General features: G+C 49.3%; 21 protein-coding genes and 1 tRNA gene. 19 read left to right on the top strand and 3 right to left on the bottom strand.

Going from position 1 to position 20,409, the window contains the following annotated elements:
- Positions 1 to 2: 2 nt before the first annotated feature.
- The 14 genes from GX135_00805 (at position 3) to GX135_00740 (ending at position 13,426) form a co-directional block, all read left to right on the top strand.
- Positions 3 to 2,939 carry a tetratricopeptide repeat protein gene (locus tag GX135_00805; GenBank protein NLN84627.1) on the top strand — a complete coding sequence of 979 codons (2,937 nt, stop codon included), beginning with the start codon at positions 3 to 5 and terminating at the stop codon, positions 2,937 to 2,939.
- Positions 2,940 to 2,948: 9 nt separating this feature from the next.
- On the top strand, positions 2,949 to 4,421 hold the full coding sequence (locus GX135_00800; protein ID NLN84626.1) for a hypothetical protein: 1,473 nt from the start codon (positions 2,949 to 2,951) through the stop codon (positions 4,419 to 4,421).
- A 51-nt stretch (positions 4,422 to 4,472) separates the two neighbouring features.
- On the top strand, positions 4,473 to 5,243 hold the full coding sequence (locus GX135_00795) for an NAD+ synthase (protein ID NLN84625.1): 771 nt from the start codon (positions 4,473 to 4,475) through the stop codon (positions 5,241 to 5,243).
- Complete coding sequence (locus tag GX135_00790) at positions 5,243 to 6,418, top strand: hypothetical protein (GenBank protein ID NLN84624.1); 1,176 nt, start codon at positions 5,243 to 5,245, stop codon at positions 6,416 to 6,418. Before GX135_00795 ends, GX135_00790 begins: the two co-directional genes overlap by 1 nt.
- Positions 6,378 to 7,508 carry a bifunctional diaminohydroxyphosphoribosylaminopyrimidine deaminase/5-amino-6-(5-phosphoribosylamino)uracil reductase RibD gene (ribD, locus tag GX135_00785; GenBank protein ID NLN84623.1) on the top strand — a complete coding sequence of 377 codons (1,131 nt, stop codon included), beginning with the start codon at positions 6,378 to 6,380 and terminating at the stop codon, positions 7,506 to 7,508. Before GX135_00790 ends, ribD begins: the two co-directional genes overlap by 41 nt.
- Before the next feature lie 100 nt (positions 7,509 to 7,608).
- Positions 7,609 to 8,004 carry a cupin domain-containing protein gene (locus GX135_00780; protein NLN84622.1) on the top strand — a complete coding sequence of 132 codons (396 nt, stop codon included), beginning with the start codon at positions 7,609 to 7,611 and terminating at the stop codon, positions 8,002 to 8,004.
- A 139-nt stretch (positions 8,005 to 8,143) separates the two neighbouring features.
- Positions 8,144 to 8,323 (top strand): hypothetical protein, encoded by a 180-nt coding sequence (locus tag GX135_00775; GenBank protein ID NLN84621.1) that lies wholly within the window; start codon positions 8,144 to 8,146, stop codon positions 8,321 to 8,323.
- A 76-nt stretch (positions 8,324 to 8,399) separates the two neighbouring features.
- Positions 8,400 to 9,173: a ribosomal RNA small subunit methyltransferase A gene (gene rsmA / locus GX135_00770; GenBank protein NLN84620.1), complete on the top strand. Its 774-nt coding sequence runs from the start codon at positions 8,400 to 8,402 to the stop codon at positions 9,171 to 9,173.
- Positions 9,136 to 10,926: a hypothetical protein gene (locus GX135_00765; GenBank protein NLN84619.1), complete on the top strand. Its 1,791-nt coding sequence runs from the start codon at positions 9,136 to 9,138 to the stop codon at positions 10,924 to 10,926. The genes rsmA and GX135_00765 overlap by 38 nt, the downstream gene beginning before the upstream one ends.
- Positions 10,926 to 11,381 (top strand): nucleoside deaminase, encoded by a 456-nt coding sequence (locus GX135_00760; GenBank protein NLN84618.1) that lies wholly within the window; start codon positions 10,926 to 10,928, stop codon positions 11,379 to 11,381. The genes GX135_00765 and GX135_00760 overlap by 1 nt, the downstream gene beginning before the upstream one ends.
- Positions 11,382 to 11,384: 3 nt before the next feature.
- Positions 11,385 to 11,474 (top strand) — tRNA-Ser (locus tag GX135_00755).
- A gap of 12 nt (positions 11,475 to 11,486) precedes the next feature.
- The gene (locus GX135_00750; GenBank protein NLN84617.1) at positions 11,487 to 11,843 is read left to right on the top strand and encodes a hypothetical protein; all 357 of its coding nucleotides are present in this window, start codon (positions 11,487 to 11,489) and stop codon (positions 11,841 to 11,843) included.
- Entirely contained in the window at positions 11,833 to 12,342 is a 510-nt protein-coding gene (locus GX135_00745) for a hypothetical protein (protein NLN84616.1), read from the top strand. Before GX135_00750 ends, GX135_00745 begins: the two co-directional genes overlap by 11 nt.
- A 373-nt stretch (positions 12,343 to 12,715) precedes the next feature.
- Positions 12,716 to 13,426 carry an ECF transporter S component gene (locus tag GX135_00740; GenBank protein NLN84615.1) on the top strand — a complete coding sequence of 237 codons (711 nt, stop codon included), beginning with the start codon at positions 12,716 to 12,718 and terminating at the stop codon, positions 13,424 to 13,426.
- Between the two features lie 218 nt (positions 13,427 to 13,644).
- Here the strand turns inward: GX135_00740 and GX135_00735 are convergent, their stop codons facing one another.
- The gene (locus GX135_00735) at positions 13,645 to 14,493 is read right to left on the bottom strand and encodes a hypothetical protein (protein NLN84614.1); all 849 of its coding nucleotides are present in this window, start codon (positions 14,491 to 14,493) and stop codon (positions 13,645 to 13,647) included.
- A gap of 83 nt (positions 14,494 to 14,576) precedes the next feature.
- On the opposite strand from GX135_00735, the gene GX135_00730 reads away from it, so the two are divergent.
- Both GX135_00730 and recO read left to right on the top strand, forming a co-directional pair.
- The gene (locus GX135_00730) at positions 14,577 to 16,004 is read left to right on the top strand and encodes a DUF814 domain-containing protein (protein NLN84613.1); all 1,428 of its coding nucleotides are present in this window, start codon (positions 14,577 to 14,579) and stop codon (positions 16,002 to 16,004) included.
- Positions 16,001 to 16,759, top strand: a complete 759-nt coding sequence (gene recO / locus GX135_00725; protein NLN84612.1) for a DNA repair protein RecO — start codon at positions 16,001 to 16,003, stop codon at positions 16,757 to 16,759. Before GX135_00730 ends, recO begins: the two co-directional genes overlap by 4 nt.
- A 187-nt stretch (positions 16,760 to 16,946) precedes the next feature.
- Here recO and GX135_00720 read toward each other — a convergent pair whose 3' ends face one another.
- A complete protein-coding gene (locus GX135_00720) occupies positions 16,947 to 17,444 on the bottom strand; it encodes a ferritin family protein (GenBank protein ID NLN84611.1) in 498 nt (165 codons plus the stop codon).
- A gap of 291 nt (positions 17,445 to 17,735) precedes the next feature.
- Between GX135_00720 and GX135_00715 the strand changes: the two genes are divergently transcribed.
- From GX135_00715 to GX135_00705, 3 genes are read left to right on the top strand one after another with little or no spacing between them, the layout of a single operon-like run.
- Entirely contained in the window at positions 17,736 to 18,182 is a 447-nt protein-coding gene (locus tag GX135_00715; protein ID NLN84610.1) for a small multi-drug export protein, read from the top strand.
- Entirely contained in the window at positions 18,182 to 19,333 is a 1,152-nt protein-coding gene (gene lpxB, locus GX135_00710) for a lipid-A-disaccharide synthase (GenBank protein ID NLN84609.1), read from the top strand. The genes GX135_00715 and lpxB overlap by 1 nt, the downstream gene beginning before the upstream one ends.
- Positions 19,326 to 19,919, top strand: coding sequence for a lysophospholipid acyltransferase family protein (locus GX135_00705; GenBank protein NLN84608.1), 594 nt, complete (start codon positions 19,326 to 19,328; stop codon positions 19,917 to 19,919). The genes lpxB and GX135_00705 overlap by 8 nt, the downstream gene beginning before the upstream one ends.
- Before the next feature lie 105 nt (positions 19,920 to 20,024).
- Here GX135_00705 and GX135_00700 read toward each other — a convergent pair.
- Positions 20,025 to 20,409 (bottom strand): hypothetical protein (locus GX135_00700; protein ID NLN84607.1); only part of this gene is annotated, 385 nt, incomplete at its 5' end.

The following is a 20,409-nucleotide window of genomic DNA, read 5'->3' as shown; positions in this document are numbered from 1 at the left end:
GCTTGGGCAGTTCGAAGTTTTTCACCCACAAACCCCACCGCAGGCTGGGGAATCTGTTCCCCGCTGTTTTGACGCTGGTTTTCGCGCTGTTTATCTTTGGCGGTCTTTGGGGTCAGTCCATTCGCGAAACCGATGAATTTAACTATATCACGGAGCTTTTCTATAGTCCCGACGCGGATTCCGAGGAGCTTTGGGAGGAAATTGAGGCTTTTTCAAACCGCTGGCCGGATTCGCCGTATGACGAGTTTATCAGCTATATGAAAGCGAATATGGCTCTGCGCAAGGGCGATATCGACCAAAGTGGGCTGATTTATGAGGAATTGCTTTCCCGGGATGTTCATCCCGCAATTTTGCCCGATATCTTGTTAAACTTCGCCATCGTGAAATATCATCAAAGCCTCTTCCCCACGGCGTTGGAGCTTTTGGACGATTTGGAGACTTTGGCGCCCCACCCTTGGTATGAATATCAGGCAAAACTGTGGCGTGGGCGCGTGAAAGCCATGCAGGAACTATGGTTCAGCGCCGCTGAGGAATATCAAAAAGCCCTCGCCATCGACGCGGAGGAAGCGAGGTTCGATTATTACAAGGTTCTTTTGGCTTTGGGACGGGATGAAACCGCCACGGCGATTCTGGATTCGCTTTCCACCGGGGACCCGGATTGGGAAGATTATCACGGAGCCTGGCTGGACCGGCTTCTTACCGAGGGTCGCTATGAGGATTTTGAAACTCATCTGGATTCTTTGGATGCATTGTTCACAAACACCCCGGTTTTTGGCTTGTTGAGGACGCGTAAAGCGCTTTTAATCCATGATTATGACAGCGCCAGGCTGGTGATGGATAATCTGGAGGACTCTGGTGAAATCGGGCTTTTCTATCACGCTTTGCTTTTGGAACAGGACGGAAATCTGGGCGCTGCGGATTCCATTTTCCGCTTTATCCAAATTTCTTCCGACCCGGATTTGGCTGTTCTTTCCTATTTTGAGCGGCTTAAAATCATCTATGAGAAAAACCCGGAATCTGCCATCCATCAGCTTCAGGATTATCTGGATAAAAGACAGGATAAACGGGGTGAAGCGCTGCATATTTTGGGGCAATTCCGTTTTAACGCTGGGGATTATCTGGGCGCGCTGAAAGCCTTTATCGAGGCGTCAAACCATATTTTACCCGTCGCCATTGCGGAGAAAAACCAGATTCTTGGCGCCCGCTGTTATGACGCTTTGGGACAAACAAAGCTTTGCGTTGAGACCTCCAACCGCTATCTGAACAGCCATCCCCAGGGAATCTACCGTGACCAAGCTTTTTATTATCTGGCGAAAAACTCACCTGAGGAGCCGGAGCTTGCCAAACTGAACTATCAAAGGCTTTTAAGGGATTATCCGGATTCGCCGTTTGCAAACCAGGCTCGCTTCGCCCTGGCGGAAATCCATTTTTACGCCTCGGAATACAAGAGGGCCATCGAGCTTTATCAGGATGTGGTTCCCAGCGAGGAGAATCAGGCTGTTCTGAGCTTGCGCTTGGCTCAGGCGCATTATTTTGACAGGGATATCGCTGGCGCTGAGGCGATTTTGGAAGAGAATCCGGAGCTTGATGAGGATTTTGAAACGGCTCTCCTCAGGGCTGGAATAGCTTTTTCCAAAAAGGATTTCGAGCAGGCGTTGAAACTCTTTTCCGAGGCGCGCTCAATTTCATCAACTCCGCAGCAAAATACTGAGGCCAGGTCTTATGAGGCCTATACATTATATCACATGGGCAGACACGGTGAGGCCTCGCAGGTGTTTTTGGAACTGGCAGACAGCGGAGAGAACGCCGATATCTACCTCTATCAGGCAGCAAAATCCGCCGCTCAGGGGAAGCAGTGGCTTCGCGCTTTGGAAATCTATGACCGTTGGCTGGATGAATTTCCGGATTCCGAGCTGTTCCTGAATGTTTTGGCGGATATCGCGGTGACGAATTTTAACCTGGGGCGCTATGGCGAATCGCTTTCCGGCTGGTTGAATATCCTCAGACGCTTCACTTCCAACACCTTTGTGGCGGATGAAGATATGCCTCTCTTGGCTGAGGTTTTCACCGGAATCGAGACCAGTTCCCGCAAATTGACGGGATATGACCACATCGAGGAAATCTCGCAACTCATCGACAGCTTCAAAAGCGATTATATCAAGTTTGAGCTGGAATATATCCTGGTGAAGCTTTATGCCAATGCCGAACTTTGGGCGGAGCTTCTGCGGGAAGCTTCTCAATTCCGCCAAAGCTTGGACCTGCCATCGCAAAGACAAAATGAATTCGACCGCCTGCTTTTGGAATCACTCATGCGTTTGAACCGACTTGAGGAAGCGGACAGCCTGGCCATCGAAATCCATGAACGCGCTCCCAGCCAGGAATTGATGATACAATGGGCGGAACTGGCAGAGATGGCTGGAGATACCGAATTGGCGCAGGAACGCTATTTGAAGGCCTTCCAGATGGCTCCTGAGGCTGGTATCTGGCTTAGTTTGCTTGACCTTTCAGCCCAAAACCATTGGTTGGATTTCCCCAATCTGTGGGAGTTGGGAGCGGAATGGCAGGAGCTTCATCCTCAGTCACATCTTCAGCGGTTGGGTTATCTGTTTGAAACGGGAAACCTGGACGAAGCCAGCGCTTTGGCGGATTCACTTTTGGACAGCCAAAGCAACCCCTGGATTCGCGCCCACGCGGAAATCTGGCTGGGTAAAGCTCTCTTGGAAAAAGGCGAAGCCGCCGCGGCTCGCAGAGCCTTTCAAAGAATCCGGCTGCTTTGGCAGGAATTTCCGGATGTCCACGCCCAGGCTTGTTATTACAGCGTTTTGAGCCTCATCGCTTTGGATGAACTCCAGGAAGCCCGTCTGGCTTTGGCAGAATACAGTCCACTGCTGGATTCCGAACAGCTTTCGCATCTCGAAACCCTGCTTCAGGAAAACTAAAGGCAGATTATGCGTAAGATTTTATTATTTCCGCTATTCTTGTTTGCCTGCCTGTCGCTTGTGGCTCAGACTTATGTTTTGCCATCCTTGGAAATCCGCTCCGAAGGCTCGCTTTTGGCGCCATTTCCCAAAAAACCCGTGTCTTTCCCCCAGAAAGCAGTTCCAGACAGTCTTTTACCCCAAATCCCGGCGGTTTATTCCCTGCGTCACAACCCACCCAAACCTCAAGCGGGAACCCGGCATCCCTACCGTCTGGAACTGGATATGGATACCTCTGTGCGGACATCGCTTAGCTTCAGCCAGCGTCCAAAAAATCACTTCCTTAGCTTCTGGAGGCTGGATGGGGATTTTTCTGTACCCGCCACAGATTATTATCGTTCAGCGCTTGCTTTGGGCATCAACACCCGCAGCGGTGAAATCCTGCCTTCCCAGCATCAATTTAGCTTTCAAAAGAGCCAAACCGCTGCCTTCACGGGGGAAACATATTCCTATTCCACCCAAAAGAACTTCGAATCCATCGATTTGGGCACTGTGGATTTTAATGATGTCCGTTCCCGTTTGAGTTTGGAAAAAACATCCCAAAACCTTTATGAAGAAAGCTTTTCCAGTTTTAACCTCGGCTTAAATCATTCGCACATTCAGCGTTTTGAGGGACAGAGCTTCGCCAATCGTATTGTTTTTCAGGAAAGGGAATTGGGATTGGCGCTTCAATATCGCGCGCCTTGGCTTCAAGACTGGCTTCCCAGATTTGACCTGGGTTTGATGACAGATTTTCACCATATTCTACCCGCTTTGGATGTTCACAAAAGGTTGATTTTCCCCGGCGGCAAGTATCTGGAAATGGGGAATAAAACCGAGATTAAAGCCTTTTCCCGGCATGAAGTTTCCGAAACTTTGCCCTGGGTCTATCTTCCTTCGCGACCCCGGCTCGAAATGAAGCCTCTGGATTTGTATCTGCAGGCTTGGAAAATCGGGAATGGAACCTTACTCCGCCACGCTGGTTTGGGTCAAAACCTTCGTTTTTCCTATAACCAGCCTGATGTTTACGCTTCCGAGTCTCAGGCTTTTTTGCGCCAAGCCAGAGTTTTTGGCTGGAAATTGAGCGGTGAAGCAGGTTTGAACATTAAAGGCTGTCGTCTCGACCAAGATTTAGCCCTTGACCTTCAATGGCTCAAAACCGATACTTGGGGTGTCAGGCCATATTCTCCACGCTTGAAAGCGAAAACCCAGGCTTCCTATGCGCTGAAAGAGCTGGATATTTGGACGTCCTTGAACCAGCGCTGGCTGAGCCAAGACGAAAGCGGACAGTCACTTCCCAATGTGTTTGACCTCAGTTTTGGCTTCACCTGGCCACTTCTTCCCGACCTTCGCCTCAGCGTGAGTCTGGAAAACCTTTTCGACACAAAATACCCAGCCCCGGGTGTTCTTCCAGAGTCTGGACTTGGCTTGCGTTTAGCCTTTCGTTGGCTGCCTTTGGATTAGTTTGATGGACAGACACAGCCACCGGAAACGATAATATTTTAGGAGACATACATGCGTAAATTGGATTTGAATATAGAAAGAAAAAGAAGCGTTGAATTCATCCGCTCCTACCTCAAAGAAGCTGGATTCAACAAAATAGTGTTTGGGCTTTCCGGAGGCTTGGATTCCGCTGTGGCTGGAGCTTTGGCGGTTGAAGCCCTGGGCGCGGAGAACGTGATAGCGGCGATTTTACCCTATAAAAACAGCGCCTCGGCTTCCTTGGAACACGCAGACCTGATGGTGCAAACACTTGGCATTCAAAGCTATAACATCGACCTCACCGCCATGACAGACGCCTATTTCGAGCTTCATGAGCCTCAGGCTGACCGCGCTCGCAAGGGTAACTGGCTGGCACGCATGAGGATGTGTGTTCTTTTTGACCTCAGCGCCAAACACCGGGCGCTGGTGATGGGAACGGGAAATCGCAGCGAAATCATGGTTGGCTATTTCACCTTGTTTGGCGACGCCGCCTGTGCTTTCGAGCCCATCGCGCATCTTTATAAAACAGAGGTGGCGAAACTTGCTGAGCTTTTGAGAATCCCGCAGCAAATTATTAACAAAGCGCCCAGCGCAGACCTCTGGGAAGGTCAATCCGACGAAGAAGACCTGGGTTTCACTTATCCTGTTTTGGACGAGGTTTTGGATTTTTTGGAGACTTCAGTTTTGGAAAATACCCCTGATGAGAACTTGAAGTTTCCCCGCCAAATATATGAAACTGTGGCTAAAATGGTGAAAGCCACGGCGTTCAAACGCGTTTTGCCACCTTCCTTGGAGATGAAATAATGCTTTTGGGACATCAACGCTGCTTCAAATGTCGGGCAGAGCGCGGTGTGCGCCAATGTCCACGGTTTAAAAACAAGGTGATTGGCTGGAAATGCTGTCTGGAACTGAGGGTGGATTCGCGCTGTCCTCAAGATTGTCCCTATGCCGTAAAAGCGGATGGAGACAGCCCCTTCCCCACTTTTCGAGCGGATTCAAACACAGAATTCATGCAGACTGTCACCAGATACATCGACCTTTGGATATATAAAAACCAAGAGGAATTGGATGGCCAAAACCCCGCGGAACTCGCAGCTCAGGATAAAGATAGAGTCATGGCTTGGCTGGCGAAATATAGCTTTCCGGCAAACTTTCCCATGGCTTATCTTTTGGAAAAACTTGGCTTGCCTCACGAGCCTATTGATGAACCGGCCAGCCCGGAAACGGTCAGTTTTGATTTCTTGGACGCGGTCATCGCGTATGACTTGGAAAAACTGCGCTCGATGACGCATAATGACGTTGATAATCCGGAGCTGGCAAAGCGTTACCAAACCATCATCAGTAAAATAACTGATCTCAAAAAACTGCGCAGTTATCAGGTTTTACACGCCGGCGCGGCAGACGATGGCATCAGCGCGATGGTGGTTTTGGAGTTGAATCGTAAAAAACTCTGGGCTATCCTGCTTTCCGCCGCAAGTGGAGAGTGGAAAATCCGCCAGAGCTATAACGGCGGTCCCCACCTTTTCTATGAGCAAAACAAGCTTTTTCAAGACCTGGCAGAGCTTTTGGCAAATGGCAAAACTGAGCAGACGAGGGAGCTTTTAAGGCAAAATATGGATTTATATCCCGACTGTGCAGACCTTTACTATTATCGCGCTCTTTCCTGGCAGTTTGAAAAGGATTTCAACAAAGCTCGTGAAGATTTTTTAGACGCCCTGGCGCTGGATAACCATTTTTACGCGGCGGGACTGTCGCTTTCCGCGCTCTATCTCACCGAACGCAAACTTCAGCCAGCCAAGGATTTGCTCACCTGGCTCCATGAAGAACGCCCCAACGACCTGAATGTGAAAAACAACCTGGCAGCCTGCGAAGCGGGACTGGGTAATGTGGAAAAAGCCCGTCAAATCTGGCTGGATATCCTGAAAACGGCACCAACCTATGAAGCCGCCCAAAAAAACCTTGAACGCTATCCCGGCTGAAGCTTTGGGGTTCATGAAACGAGCCTTGCGTCTGGCAGAAAACGCCAGAGGGCTTTGTTCGCCGAATCCTTTTGTGGGCGCGGTGTTGGTGAAAAACGGCAAGGTGATTGGTGAAGGCTGGACCCAGGAATATGGAAGCGACCACGCGGAAATTCAGGCTCTCAAAATGGCGGGTAAAAACGCCCGTGGCGCCGAGATGTATGTCACCCTGGAACCCTGTTCACATCAGGGAAAAACGCCACCCTGCACCAAAGCCATCATCGCGGCGGGAATCAAGCGTGTTTTCATCGGCATTTTGGACCCCAATCCGCTTGTCAACGGACGGGGTGTTTCGCGGCTCCGGGAGGCTGGAATCGAAGTTGTGACAGGGTTTATGGCGCCGAAAATCGAAACTCAGTTCGAATCCTACCTTTGTCGGGTTTTAAAGAAAAGGCCTTTTGTAATCTGGAAGGCGGCGCTTTCTCTGGATGGAAAATACGCCGCTCAGGATGGCTCATCCCGCTGGATTAGCGGAGAGATTTCCCGCAAAAGAGTCCATCGTTTGAGAGAGGCTTCGGATGTGGTTCTAACCGGGATTGGAACCGTTTTGGCGGATGACCCGATGCTCAATGTTCGCCTCCCAAAATCACGCCACCAGCCGCTGCGCTGTGTTCTGGACCCGGGTTTGAGATTGCCTCTGGATTCAAAACTGGCAAAAACTGCCCAGAATATCCCCACTTCCGTTTTCTGTATAAACGGGATGGAAAACACAGAAAAAGCCTTGACCTTGAAAAAGCTGGGATTGAAAGTCTTCCCTGTCACGGTCGGAGACGTTGGTTTGGATTTAAACCAGGTCTTAAAACAGCTTTTCGAACTCGGACACAGCCAGGTTTTATTGGAATCCGGCAGCAATTTGGCGTCCTCATTTTTCGCCCAGGGTCTGGTTGATAAAATCCACATCTTTCTTGCGCCCAAGCTGATTGGTGGTGAAAGAGGCATACTCTCCGAACTGGATTTACCGAACATCTCCCAAGCCATTTCCTTGCGCAAGCTCTCCACCCGAAAAAGCGGTGAGGATATCGAAATCATCGCCTATCCTGATTTCTCTTGAGCATATTATTTGGGAATAAAACCTGGCCTTTTCCTTTGGACAAGGCTGTTTTTCGATTATTATTATCTTAAAATGATTAAATGAAAATAAGGAGACATCAATGAAGATTGTCCACTACACTCAGGAAGATTTGGTGCCCGTGAACGCAGAAGGCGCCAGAAACACAAAAATGCGTTGGTTGATTGCCCAAAAAGACGGCGCGCCTAATTTTGCCCTGCGCATCTTCGAGGTCGAACCCAACGGTCACACACCTTTCCACATCCACGATTGGGAACATGAAGCCTTCGTGGTCAGCGGAAAAGGCACGCTGCAAACAGATGAAGGAGACAAGCCCTTTGCCGAAGGCGACGCCATTTTTGTGGATCCCGGCATGCGTCATTCCTTCAAAAACACCGGTGACGAACTCTTAAAATTCCTCTGCATTATACCCCACGAACAGTCGGCACCAAAGAAATCTGCCAATCCCTTCGCGGACGAATCCGCGGACAACTGTTAAGCCTTTTTGGATGAAGCGGGTCTGTCTTTGCGGATGGACCCGCCTTTTTTATCAAATAAAAGTTGACGCGAGAGCCGCCTGTGTTTTTATGGTTTGAACAACTGAATTTTACGATGAAAATGAAGCAAGGAGAATAGATATGTCCAAAGACAACCGTCGTGGAAAAGGCGTAAAAAACCTTCCCAACCGCGGTCGCGGTGAGTGCCCGGTTTGCAATCGCAGCGGGATTAAGCTGCTCAACGAGGTCAAAGTGGGCGAACAAACCGTGAAGGTTTGCAAAAACTGTCGCCACATTGCCGCCACACGTCTGGGCGCCTAAGGCTTCCAGCCCTTTCAAAACACTTCAGATCGCCCTGGGATGGTTCTTTGGGTGATCTGTTTTTTTATCCCAAAATATGAGACCACTAAAAGCACTCGGTCAAAACTTCCTGATAGAACCCACCATCGCGGAAAAGATTGTGGAAATGTCTGGAGTTCAGGCAGGTGACTTGGTTTGGGAGATTGGACCGGGACAGGGCATTCTCACCCGGGCGCTTTTAAAAACCGGGGTTTTCGTTCGCGCCATCGAGCTTGACAGCAGATTAGAGCAGCCTTTGCGAAAAGAATTCGGAGATAAGGTCAGCTTTATTTTTGCGGATATCCTGAAGCTGGATTGGAAGCGGGAAATCGAGAAAGCCGGAGCTTCCCTCAAACTGGTGGCGAATATACCCTACCACATCAGCTCTCCCCTCTTGAAGAAACTGGAGGAAAACCACCAGGCTTTTGATTCCATCACTCTCATGCTGCAAAAAGAGCTGGCACAACGCATCTGTGCCAAGCCGGGAAGCAAAGCCTACGGAGTGATGACCCTGCGCCTGAAACGCATCTTCGATGCCGAACTTCTTTTTGAACTGGGACGCGAGAACTTCGAACCCGTCCCCAAGGTCGATTCAGCCGTCATCAATTTGCGAACCAGAGCCTCAAAACCGCAGATTAAGGATGTGGAAAAGTATCTCAGGCTCATCGACGCAGCTTTTTCACACCGTCGCAAAACCTTGCGCAACAACCTGTTACCCATCCATGGCAAAGAAGCCGTCCAAAACCTGGAGCTTCAAAGCGGCATCAATCTTTCCCGTCGCGCGGAGACACTTGATGAAGAAGAATTCATCGCTCTGGCTGATCTTCTTTAGCATTTTGCCCGGGCTTTTAATGGCGCAGACCAATCTTCTGGAATTTGGTCTTTCCAGCGGGAGAAGTTCGCGCGAAACGGACAGCAATTTTTTGTATCAAATGCAGCCCTTCGCGGAGTCTCAGCTTCAAATCAAAGCGCAAAACCACAGTGAAAAACGGCTCAATTTTTCCCAAAACAGCCGGCAAGCCCTCTTGGGTTTGGATTTTGCCCTCCAACGCGGCTGGCTGCTTCACGGCTTGACTTCTGGCTTTGACTATCTACAGGATTCCAGCCAACTGGAAGCCGACCTCAACCCATACCGCAGCAAAACCGGATATTTGGGCTACTGGCTGGAATTTTCACCCTTGGACAGCCTCAGTTTCGAATTTGGTGCCAAAGGTTTAATCCGCTCTGAAGAAGACCGCTACATCCAGGACGCCAAGCTTAACAGCGATGGCTGGCAGGGACACGCGCGCGCTCAGGCTTCGATGGAATTGTGGAACAGTTGGACCGGAGTGAATCTGAGCTACGAACGCAAAAAAATGGATTGGGAAAGCCAGCAAAACGCCGGTCTGAACCTCTTTTTTAACCATCACAGCCCCAAGCTGGTCATCAACAACAACTTCAGTCTGGGCAGCCAGGAAGATGATATTTACGAACTTTTATCCGGCGATGGCGGCAGGGGTTTTTACGAATTCAAGGACTCCCAAAAACGCGGAAACCTCACCTACAACGCAATCTTGGAATATCTTCCCTGGGCATTTCTGACCCTGGAACTTCAGGAAAGCTTTGGCAAACGCAATGTTGAACTCAGCCAAAGCACAGCGAGAAACAGCAGCGACCTCAACAACCAAAGTTCGCTATCCCTGAAGCTGGAGCCTATTAACAGCCTCGCCTGGGAGAATTCGTTCGCCCATTATTACGGATTAAAGCGTTTCAGCAGCGGTCAAAACACACGTCACTCCGAAAACCGAACCTTAAATTCCATTTTGAAATGGGAATACATCGATGGAGACACCCTCTCGGCTGGCTTCAATCTCGACCTTCAGCGCAACACTTTCCCCGATGATGGAAACCGCTGGGACAACGACCTGCGGCACACACGTTTGAGCCTGGGAAACGCCCACTATTGGAAGGACCGCCTCAAGCTGGGAGTCCACGCTTTTTGGAATCTCACCGACGATGTTTATCTGGACAGCCTTCTTTCCGCGAACTGCAAACAAACCTCCACTTATGTTTTGACCCCCGAAATTGCCCTATTGGTGGGCGACAGACTGCTTTTCAACCAACACTATCAGGTTCGGGCGGATTACACCCAATACCGCTTCGGAACTGCACCACAAACCTTTTACCGCCAGCTTGAAGTTGAATATAAACTCGTTTTCGACAGCTTTCCTTACGCAGCCCGTTCTCAGGATAGACGCTGGCTGCTATTGCCTTACAGGAGCGGTGACGGCTCCGCGTTCGTGGCAGACCTTAGCTTCGGTTTCGAACACAATGAATATGCGGATTTTGACCAAGACGCCTACGCAATCAATTTCAAAAACGACCGCTACACCGCCGGATTGAGCTTCAAACACGATATAAACAGCCTCTACTACATCATTCAACCTCGCTACAGTTGGGGAACCTGGACCGAATATGGCGTCCTGTTCGGGCTTGCTTGGCAGTTCAACGAAAGTTCACTACTGGAATTTTCACTAAACCCGGTTGGCAGCAATTTGAACGACTTGGATTGGCGCTGTTCCGTGAGCCTGGGAGCGCATTTCTGATGGAACTTCAAAACCATATTTATTGGATGAATCTGGCTCTGGATGAGGCCAGGAAAGCTTTCGAGGAAGACGAAATTCCCGTCGGAGCAGTTTTGGTGAAGGATGATGAACTCATCGCTGTGGAACATAACCGCACGCGCCAGCTTTCTGACCCCCTCGCTCACGCAGAGAAATTGCTCATTGACAAAATCCTGCGTTCAAAAATCAAGTATCTCCAGAACTATAGATTATACGTGACCTTGGAGCCCTGCCTGATGTGTGCTGGAACCATTATCCTCAGCCGCTTGGGCTGTCTTGTGTTTGGAGCCTCGGATCCCAAGTCCGGAGCGGTTGGCTCCATCTATAACGTGTTGGCCGACAAAAGCTTAAACCACCGCCCCAGCGTTGTGAGGGGCGTTTTAGAAGCCGAATGTGGCGGCCTGCTCAAAAGTTTTTTTCAAAAGCGCAGATTATGAAGCGGAGAGTTGCCGGAGCGGTTGAACGGGACGGTCTCGAAAACCGTTGTATCCTTGCGGGTACCCAGGGTTCGAATCCCTGACTCTCCGCCATTTTATTGTCTCATGAAAAACCCAATCCTTTTTTGCGATTCAGCCCTGCCCATCACCGGAGGCGGCAGCTTGCTTGAGGAATTCATCCTTTACAATCTGGATTCCACCCAGCGCAGTGTTTTTATTGAGGAATTTGCCTCCATCACAGATAAAACCCTGAACCCCAAAAGCGATTTGGACATCCTCTCAGGCGGCCAAAAGGTACTGGTGATGTGTCTTTGCGCGCTGCTCTCTCCCGCTTCCGCCATCCATTTTGTGAATCTCTGGCATTCGCTGGACCCCACAAACCGAAACTTGGTTAAAAACCTGATTTCCCGTTTGGGAACGGGGAGACAGATAACCTACAGCGAGGATAAGCATGATAATTGAAGCCGGCACCCACAAAATCTGGCAGGATTTTTCGCTTCAGGTCGTGTCCAATCTCAATTTCGGCGAAGGATTAATCCACCTCAAAGGTCCCAATGGCGCTGGAAAAAGCTCTTTTTTAACCCAAATCCTTCTCCCCCGCCTCCAAAACAATCCCGATTTTTACAGCCTCTATTTTGAACAGCAGATGCAACTGCAAATCACAGCCGTCAAGGCTTACGCCAGTTTGATGAAACCCCGTATGCGCATCGAAAGCGAAGCCGACGCGGTTGATTATCTCTTGCAGGATTTGCTCCGCGTCCACAGCGCCGAACCGCGTCCCAGCTTTATCCTGATGGATGAATCGCTACACGCGGAACGAGTTAGGGATTTTTTGGACAAAAACATCCCCAACTACTGTCTCGTCTTTTCCGCTCACAGCCAGCTTTTTCCTGAGGCGAACGCCATTGTTTTTAAACCCATTTCACCATCTTTGAGTCTGGTAGATGTCGTCACAGATTAAACTTTCTCTCTCGCTTCTGCTCCTTTTGACCATATTGGCTCTGGCTTTGGTGGTCTTCATGGATTCATTGGTCATACAGTTGGCATTTTTTGGAGCGCTGACTCTTTCACTTTTGGCGCTGCGTGGTTTCAAGCGCTGGCTTTCCAGTCACCGTCTGATTTTGCCCTTTCTCATCTCCCTCAGCCTGGTCTATCTGCTTTTTGGAATCCTGAGAATCAACACCCAGGATGGCAATCCCGGCTCCATAGCCTACTGGCTTCAGTTTGGACTGGGTCGCGTCCTGCTTTTCGTGAATTCAGTTTTGGCTTTCCAACTGTTTTTCAGCCTCATCAGCTTTGATGAACTTCTGAATCTGCCGCTCAAAATAGGCTTGATGAAATATGTGATTCTGGGGAAAATCCTCTTTTCAAACGCCTTCAATTCATTTGGGGACATCACTTTCCACCAAAGCCTCATCCCCAGCCAACAGCGCTTGAAACAGAGTTTCCCGCAGCGCTTCAAAGCCCGGCTCTCAGCGGTTTTGGCGTTGCTTCTCACCCTTTCACGGGAATCACGGGTTCAAGGCTCGCAAATTGATAATCGCATTACTGCCTGCCATCGTGGCACAAGTGTTGGCACTGGACAATGGTATCAGAATCTGGGTTTTATCGTATTGGTTACCGTGGCGACGATGATTATCCCGATTCCCATTCCAGGCGGCGGTTTTTTTAATTTCGGGGACGTGATGATTGTCTTCATCGCTCTGCATGCTGGCAGCAAAGCTGGCGCTTTGGCGGGAGGAATCGGCAGCGCCATCGCGGATTTGCTTCTTTTTCCCCTGTTCGCGCCCATCACACTGATTGTAAAAGGCTTGGAAGGCTTGCTCTGCGGTTTGGGACACAAAAGTTCCGGCCTCGGACGTTTCCTTTTTCCCTTGGCTGGCGTCGCGCTCATGGTGGGAGGATATTTTTTGGGAGAATGGGCTTTGCCCCAACTGGGGAAAGCTGTTGCCATTGCTGATCTCGGGGTAAATATCGTACAGGGTGTTGTTGGTTTCGTGGGTGGCCGCGCCCTTTTTGAAGCGGCAAAATATCTGGACATCTAATCCGCTCTTGCTTCCTTCTTGGCTCTGACCCCAGAGTAACTCATCCATGCCTCCTGACCATCCCGAAAAAGAATCGGGTTGATAACGGGATAATCCAGTATTACTCCTGAGCTGGAGTCAAGAGCGAAGCAAGATGGGATCTAAACTGGCTGCTGTTTCTGGCACAAAAAATGGCCCTCCCGTCTGGGGAAGGCCAAAAGACATTATAATGGGTTGTTTTACTTCAGTTCAATCACCAGAAGTTTTTGTTTTCTGAAGGAATTGGGGTCTGTCACGCGCAGGATGTATTGGTCACCTGCTTTTTGAACTTCATAGGAAGCAGCAACGTGGCTGGAGAGCACGGAATAACCTTTTTTGGTGACGGGGAAATTAAGTTCCTGGGTGTCCAGCAGGTTGAATTGGGTGAAGCGGGAAAGGTCAGCGTCTTTCACTGTGCTCACTTTTCCGATTCCCAAAATTCCACCTTTACGGTTGATGATTCCACTTTCCATCAGTTGTTTGCGGGTTCCAACGGCGAAATACATGCGGTTGCTTTCGATGTTTTGTTCGGCGATTTGGGCTTCTCTATCCTTGATGCTGGCGTCTCGCTGGCTGATTTCAGCCTGGGCGGTAAGACGCTCTTCGTCCAAGGTGCTGGAAAGATTCCCAACGCGCTTTTCGAGTTCGGCAACGATTTTTTCCTTGTCTGCGACAGATTTTTTGAGCCTGTCAACCATCGCCTGAATTCCGGCGACCTGACCTTTGCTGGAAGCCAATTTGGATTCCAAATCCCTGATTTTGCTCTTGTATTCTTCAATTCTGGAGCGGGCGTTTGCAAGCCTCTCCGCGGGTGTGGCTCCTGGGATTTCACTCAGGGTGCCGATTTCGTCCATTAGTTCTTGATCGAATTTATCCAAACTGCTTCGAATATCGTCATAAGCGGCAGTGGATTCCTGATACAGTTTCTCCAATTCCGCTTGCGACGCTTCCAAGCCTTTGGTTTTTTTGGCTGCACCATTCCACATCACTCCAAAGATGATGGCCAAAATGGCCAATATAGCCGCTATTATCCAAGATGTCGCTTTCATGCTTGACTCCTCATGGCTGTTTAATATGTTGGCACATTATTTTGAAAGGCGGTTTTGCTGTCAAGCACAAAGCTTAAATATCGATGAATTATTCCATTTTATCTGCTTGGACCAAAGAATTCAACGCTCCAAATCTGAAGGTTGAGAGCGCCTGGCAGAGCTCAACTCAAATCAGACTGGTGTTTTCTGATAAAAGCCAGCTCACCCTCCTCGCGGGCGGAGAGGCTTTCGCCTTTCACAGCAAAAGCTTACAGCCCGAACACGGGGAGCATAAAATCTGGGATATTTTGACCAAAGCCCTGTGGATTGGCACTGAAATTGACCCCAATGACCGCGTAATCCGCTTCCGTTTTGAGGTCACGGATATCTATCAGGAAAAAACCGCGCTTTTGCTCATCGCGGAATTCACGCCGCCAAAGCCAAATCTCATTTTGGCCCGGGACGCGCAGGAAACCATGGTCATTGATGCCCTGCGCAAATACAGCTACGCAGACAATCCACGACGTCAAATCTTGCCAAAACTGCCCTACCAAGCGCCCCAAACCTCCTTCAAGCCAGTGATTGAGGAGCTATCATTTCCTTTGGAACTCAAATCTTTGCAAACGGGTGAAACCCTGTCTTTTGACACTGTAAACGATTATCTGGCTGCTTATTATCTACATATTGTTCAAGCTAAAGAAGATACTCAACGACGTAACTCCCTGCGTTCAGGATGGGAAAGGGAATTGAAAAAGGTGCGGGCAAAGCTTAAACGGCAGGAAAATGAAGCAGCAGACGCCGAACGGGTTGAACACTGGAAAATCTGCGCGGAAACCCTGAAAAGCAATCTGGATAAGATTTCCCGCGGGCAAAAGAGCCTGAGAGCCATCAATTATTTTGATCCAGAACTGGCAGAGATTGAGATTCCACTGCAAGCGGAACTTTCAGCCCGGCAAAATCTGGAATGGTATCTGAAAAAATATGGCAAAGCCAAGCGGGGCAGGCAGTTAATCGCCAATAATATTGCCGCTACCAAAAACCAGATTGAAAGACTGGAAAATGTGATTTCCCGCATCGATTCTGGCGAGGAGATACCTCTCCCCTCCCGAGGCGCAAAATCACGCCCGGAGCGGGTTCCGGATATGTTGGACAAACTTTTGCGTCTGCGCATCGATGAGGATTTTGAGATTGTGATTGGGCGCAAAGCCAGCGAAAATGATTTTATCACTACCCAACTGGGTAGACCTCATGATTGGTGGTTTCACACCCGGATTTACCGCGGTTCCCACATCCTGTTGCGCTGTTTCCGAAAAAAAAGCCCAAACGAAGAATTAATCAGAGTTTGTTGTGCCTTGGCGGCATGGTATTCCAAAGCCCGCTTTTCCCAAAATGTGCCGGTGGATTACACTCAGATTCGCTTTGTGCGCAAACCCCGCAAAAGCGCGCCTGGATATGTGATTTACACTGACCACAAAACGATTTTTTCCGACCCCATGGATCTGCGTTCGGCGCGGAAGCTGTTGGATTTGTGAAAGCACGCCTGAAAGACGAAGCCATCCTTTTGAGGATAATTCCCTACAGCGATAACAGCTTGATTCTAAAGGCTTTCGCGCGCCAGCAGGGGCTGATTTCACTTTTAACGAAGGGTATCAGGAAAAAGGCAGAGGGCAGCCTTCTCAGCCCGCTAAACATTTATGAATTTAACTTTTACGGTCCCGGCGAATCTGAGCTCTGCCTGCTGACGGATATTTCCCTGCTCAGGGAAACCCAGCTTTCGCATAAAATTGAGGCTTGGACGGCGGCTCTGTGCGCCACGGAGCTATATTCCCAGTTAATCATGCCCATGGACGAAAACCCAGCCTGGTTCTCGCTTTTGAGCGAATATCTTGATTATCTGGAAAAAACCGGAGGCAGGGCAATCCTCATCTGGTGGCGCTTTCTGTTGAGGGTTTTCAAAATGTTGGGAACGCCGCTGGAGCCTGGGGTTTGCACACTTTGCCAAACTGTTGGTTCAGACACGATGTTTTGGGATAAAGCCAGCGCTTCAATTCTGTGTGGCGAATGTTTGGGCTTCGCGCAAAATCCCGCCCGTTATGAAAAACTCAGTCCCAAGGCAGCGCAAATAATGGCTCTTCTGCCCAGAATCGGCCTGCATTTGGACGAGCTGAAACCTGATGGGGAAAGCGTTGCCCAGCTCAACAGCATATTTTCCCAACATTATCAGGCTCATTTCCACAAAAACTTGCGGCTGAAATCACTGGGAGTTTTGGAACAATTTTACGGCTGAAGCCGGGAAAACCTGCTTCAGACTATTTGGGCATCCCTTTATTTTGTAATGCTTTAAATATCTTTCCTAATAACCTTATTCATTCCTGTGTTTCGTAATCCATTGTGTCGCATTGGGTTGCTTAATAAAGTTAAGGCATACATAAGGCGGCAAGCAGGAGCCAGTTAATCAAAACTTTGTCAAATCCTTAAAAAGGTTCAAAGGCGTTCAGTGACCAATAGAAGCGTTCGGCTTCCTGCTGAACACGCAAAAGCTCATCGTAATGAAGCATTTCCCACTTTGCCAGGAGTTCAAAGAACTTTTTCAACTGTGGTTCCTGAGCGTTGGCGGCGTTTTCATTGTAGTGGTCGAAAGCGTCTTTTTCCAAAAGCAACGCGGTGGAAATCGCTGAAAACAAGAATTGGTCTTCACCAATGCGGCGCACAAAATCTTCGGAAAAGAAGGAGTCATCGTCTCTCACTTCGCCAAGTTCCGGGTCTGGATCAGAAAGTGGCTGTTTTGCGGAGATTTCCTGATGGTATTTCAAAAGGTAGTTGAAGTGGCCACGTTCTTCCTGGGCACGGGAAAGGAAAAACTCCTTGACATCAGTTTCGTCGGCATGGGCGGCGGCTTTTTCATACAGGGTCACGCTGTCTTTTTCGCCTTGCATCGCTTTTCTAATCGCTTCGAGCATATCTGTCTTCATTGTTAACATCCTTTAATTATAATTACTTTTCCTGATACTATAACCCGGAACCGACAGAATGCAGATTATTTCTGTGAGAGCCGAGACTGAGGATTTCCCTTGTCAAAAAGTGCCGCGTTTCAAAAAGTGGTTTTTCAATGAAATATATTAAGTTTGGGAGAGATTTTGAAACCTAAGATCTCTGTTTTGGCGCTAATCGCCATTCTGCTTTTTTGCCTGAGTCCACTGGCGGCTGAATCTTTTGGAGAACGCACTGCCAAAGCCTTGGAAGCCAGAGGCGTGAACCCTTGGATGATTGTGATTTTGATTTCAATGTTGCCCGTTGTAGAACTGCGTGGCGCCATCCCTGTGGCGATTTTTGCCTTGGGCATGAGCTGGCAAAAGGCAGCTTTGTTGTCCATCTTGGGAAATATGCTGCCCATTCCGTTCATTCTGTTGCTCTTGGAATGGTTTCTGCAGCTCATTTCCCGGTTCAAATGGGGAAAAAAACTCACCGATTGGCTTTGGACGCGTGGACGCAACAAAGGCAAGATTGTGGAACGCTATAAAGAGCTGGGACTCATAGTGTTTGTGGGAATTCCGCTTCCAGGAACAGGTGGCTGGACAGGCTCGCTGGCAGCCAAGGTTTTTGGGCTTTCCTTTTGGAAATCTCTGCTTTGCGTCTTCATTGGAGTGCTCTTGGCGGCGGTGGCAGTGACTCTCATCTGCCTTTTTGTGCCCTGGGTGTTTGGTCTTTAATCATGTCCAAGGCTGATTTCCACATCTTTTGGCTGGCGGGGGAAAACTCCGGCGATTTGCATGCCAGTCTGGTGATGGAAACCTTGAACAAGGATATGCCAAACCTACGTCACAGCGGGATTGGCGGTGCCAGAATGCAGGCGTTGGGAATGAAACCTCTGATGCCGTTCACGCGTTTTAACGTGATGGGTTTTTTGGAAGTGGCGGAGCATTTGGGGTTTTTCCTGAAAGCGGAGAGGGAAATCAAATCTTTTTTGAAAAAGGAAAAGCCTGACCTCGCCATTTTGGTGGACTATCCAGGATTCAATCTGCGTATTGCCAAAATCGCCGATGAATTGCGGATTCCGGTTTTATATTTCATCTGTCCTCAATTTTGGGCTTGGAAACATGGCCGGGTGCGCAAATTGCGCGGAAGCGTGCGCCATGTGGCCTGTATTCTTCCCTTCGAAAAAGAGCTTTTAGACATCCATAATGTCACCTCCAGCTATGTGGGACACCCCATCGCGGAAGAAATATCTTATGAACTGGACCGGGAAGGTTTCGCGCGGTTTTTTGACCTGGTACCGAAATCTTGCTGGCTGGGATTTTTCCCCGGCAGTCGCGACAATGAGGTTCAAAAAATGTTGCCCATATATCTGGACGCGGCGCGGGAACTTGCTTCACAGGGATTCCAAATCCTGATTTCAAAAGCCAACAGTGTTTCACACCAGCTTTTTGTGGAACTCATGGAAAAACACGGTTTTGAAGGGCTCGCGGTTATCGATGGCTACCGCCATGAAATGATGAAATATTGCGAACTATTGGTTTGCACTTCCGGGACCGCCACCCTGGAGGCTGGTTTTATTGGAACACCGCTTCTGATTTGCTATAAAACTTCAAGAATTTCATATTGGATTGGACGTCACTTTGTGCGGATTGAGCGCATCGGATTGCCAAACATCATTTTGGAGAAAGACCTGCTTCCAGAGCTTGTCCAAAACGATTGCCAGGCAAAAACCATCACGCGGGAAGCATTGGCGCTGCTGGACGACCCTGAGCGCATGAAAATGATACGTGAAAATCTTTTGACCTTGCGGGAAAGCCTTTCTGAGCCAAAGACGAGCCAGGAAATGCTGCGCGTGGTCAAACAACTTTTAGCTCATTATGCCTGAATTCCTGTTTCGATTGGAAGGCTTGCTGGGAGCTTGGTTTTTGAGGGCTTTGCGCTGCAGTTTGCGGATTGAAGCCTTTTCCCAACCTCCAGACCACTATCCCTGCGTTTACGCTTTTCAGCACAGGGATCTTCTGCTTTTGGCAATTCAAAGAACGGATTCCGGAATCGCGGTGATGAGCTCCAAATCCAAAGACGGCGAGCTGATTGCGCGTCCGCTGGCCCGGCTTGGTTTTTTAACGGTGCGTGGGTCTTCTTCCAGCGGTGGAGCCGAAGCTTTGCGACAATTGATAAAACTCGCCAAAACAAACAGTCTCGCCATCACTCCGGACGGTCCCAAAGGCCCGGCGGGAAGCGTGAGCCCCGGAGTTTTGCAGCTCGCGTATCTGGCGAAAATTCCCATCATACCTGTATCAGCCTGCGCGACAAAGCAGTGGATACTGAACACCTGGGATAGATTGCGCGTTCCCAAACCTTTTTCCACGCTCAAAGCCAATTATGGACAGGAAATTTGGGTAAAGAGCCGTGAAGATTTCGAAATAGCCGAAGCGAGGATAAAATCCTTTTGGGCTAAGGCCCAATCTTAGATCGACCGGATTATCCAGACGCTTCGAAAATATAAAGCAACGTTACAGACAAAAAAAAGCCGGAATCAAGGGACTCCGGCTTTTCTTTAAAACGTTAAACCGCTTTTATTTCAGGGCAATCCTTGACATGCGGCGGGCATATTTTGCCAAACGTTGGGGGGTGTAGCGGTTCAATTTGCTGTCACCGTATGCCATGGACTGGAATTGGGTGGTGGCAACCAAAACGTTATCCACATATTTGTGGTTCATTTGGGTGATTTCCAGTTCAAATTCAGAATCCGCACCATGGTCTTGGACGATGTTTGCGGGGAAGGTGTATTCGCGATCGGCGACGGGGATTTCTGTATCAACCACTTCATCGTAGTCCCAATCTTCAGGATCGTAGGCATAGGCGCTGGCAATCTGCTGTTTGCTATCAGCTTCCAACTCCCAGAAAACATAAGCGGTTCTGGTGGGATTGAAAGTAAGCGGGAAGGTGGCGTCAGCGTTG

This window comes from Candidatus Cloacimonadota bacterium, assembly GCA_012522635.1.
In the GTDB taxonomy this organism is placed as follows: Bacteria; Cloacimonadota; Cloacimonadia; order Cloacimonadales; family Cloacimonadaceae; genus Syntrophosphaera.
The sequence above is the reverse complement of the archived record's forward strand: the minus strand, read 5'-3'. Positions and strand labels throughout refer to the sequence as shown.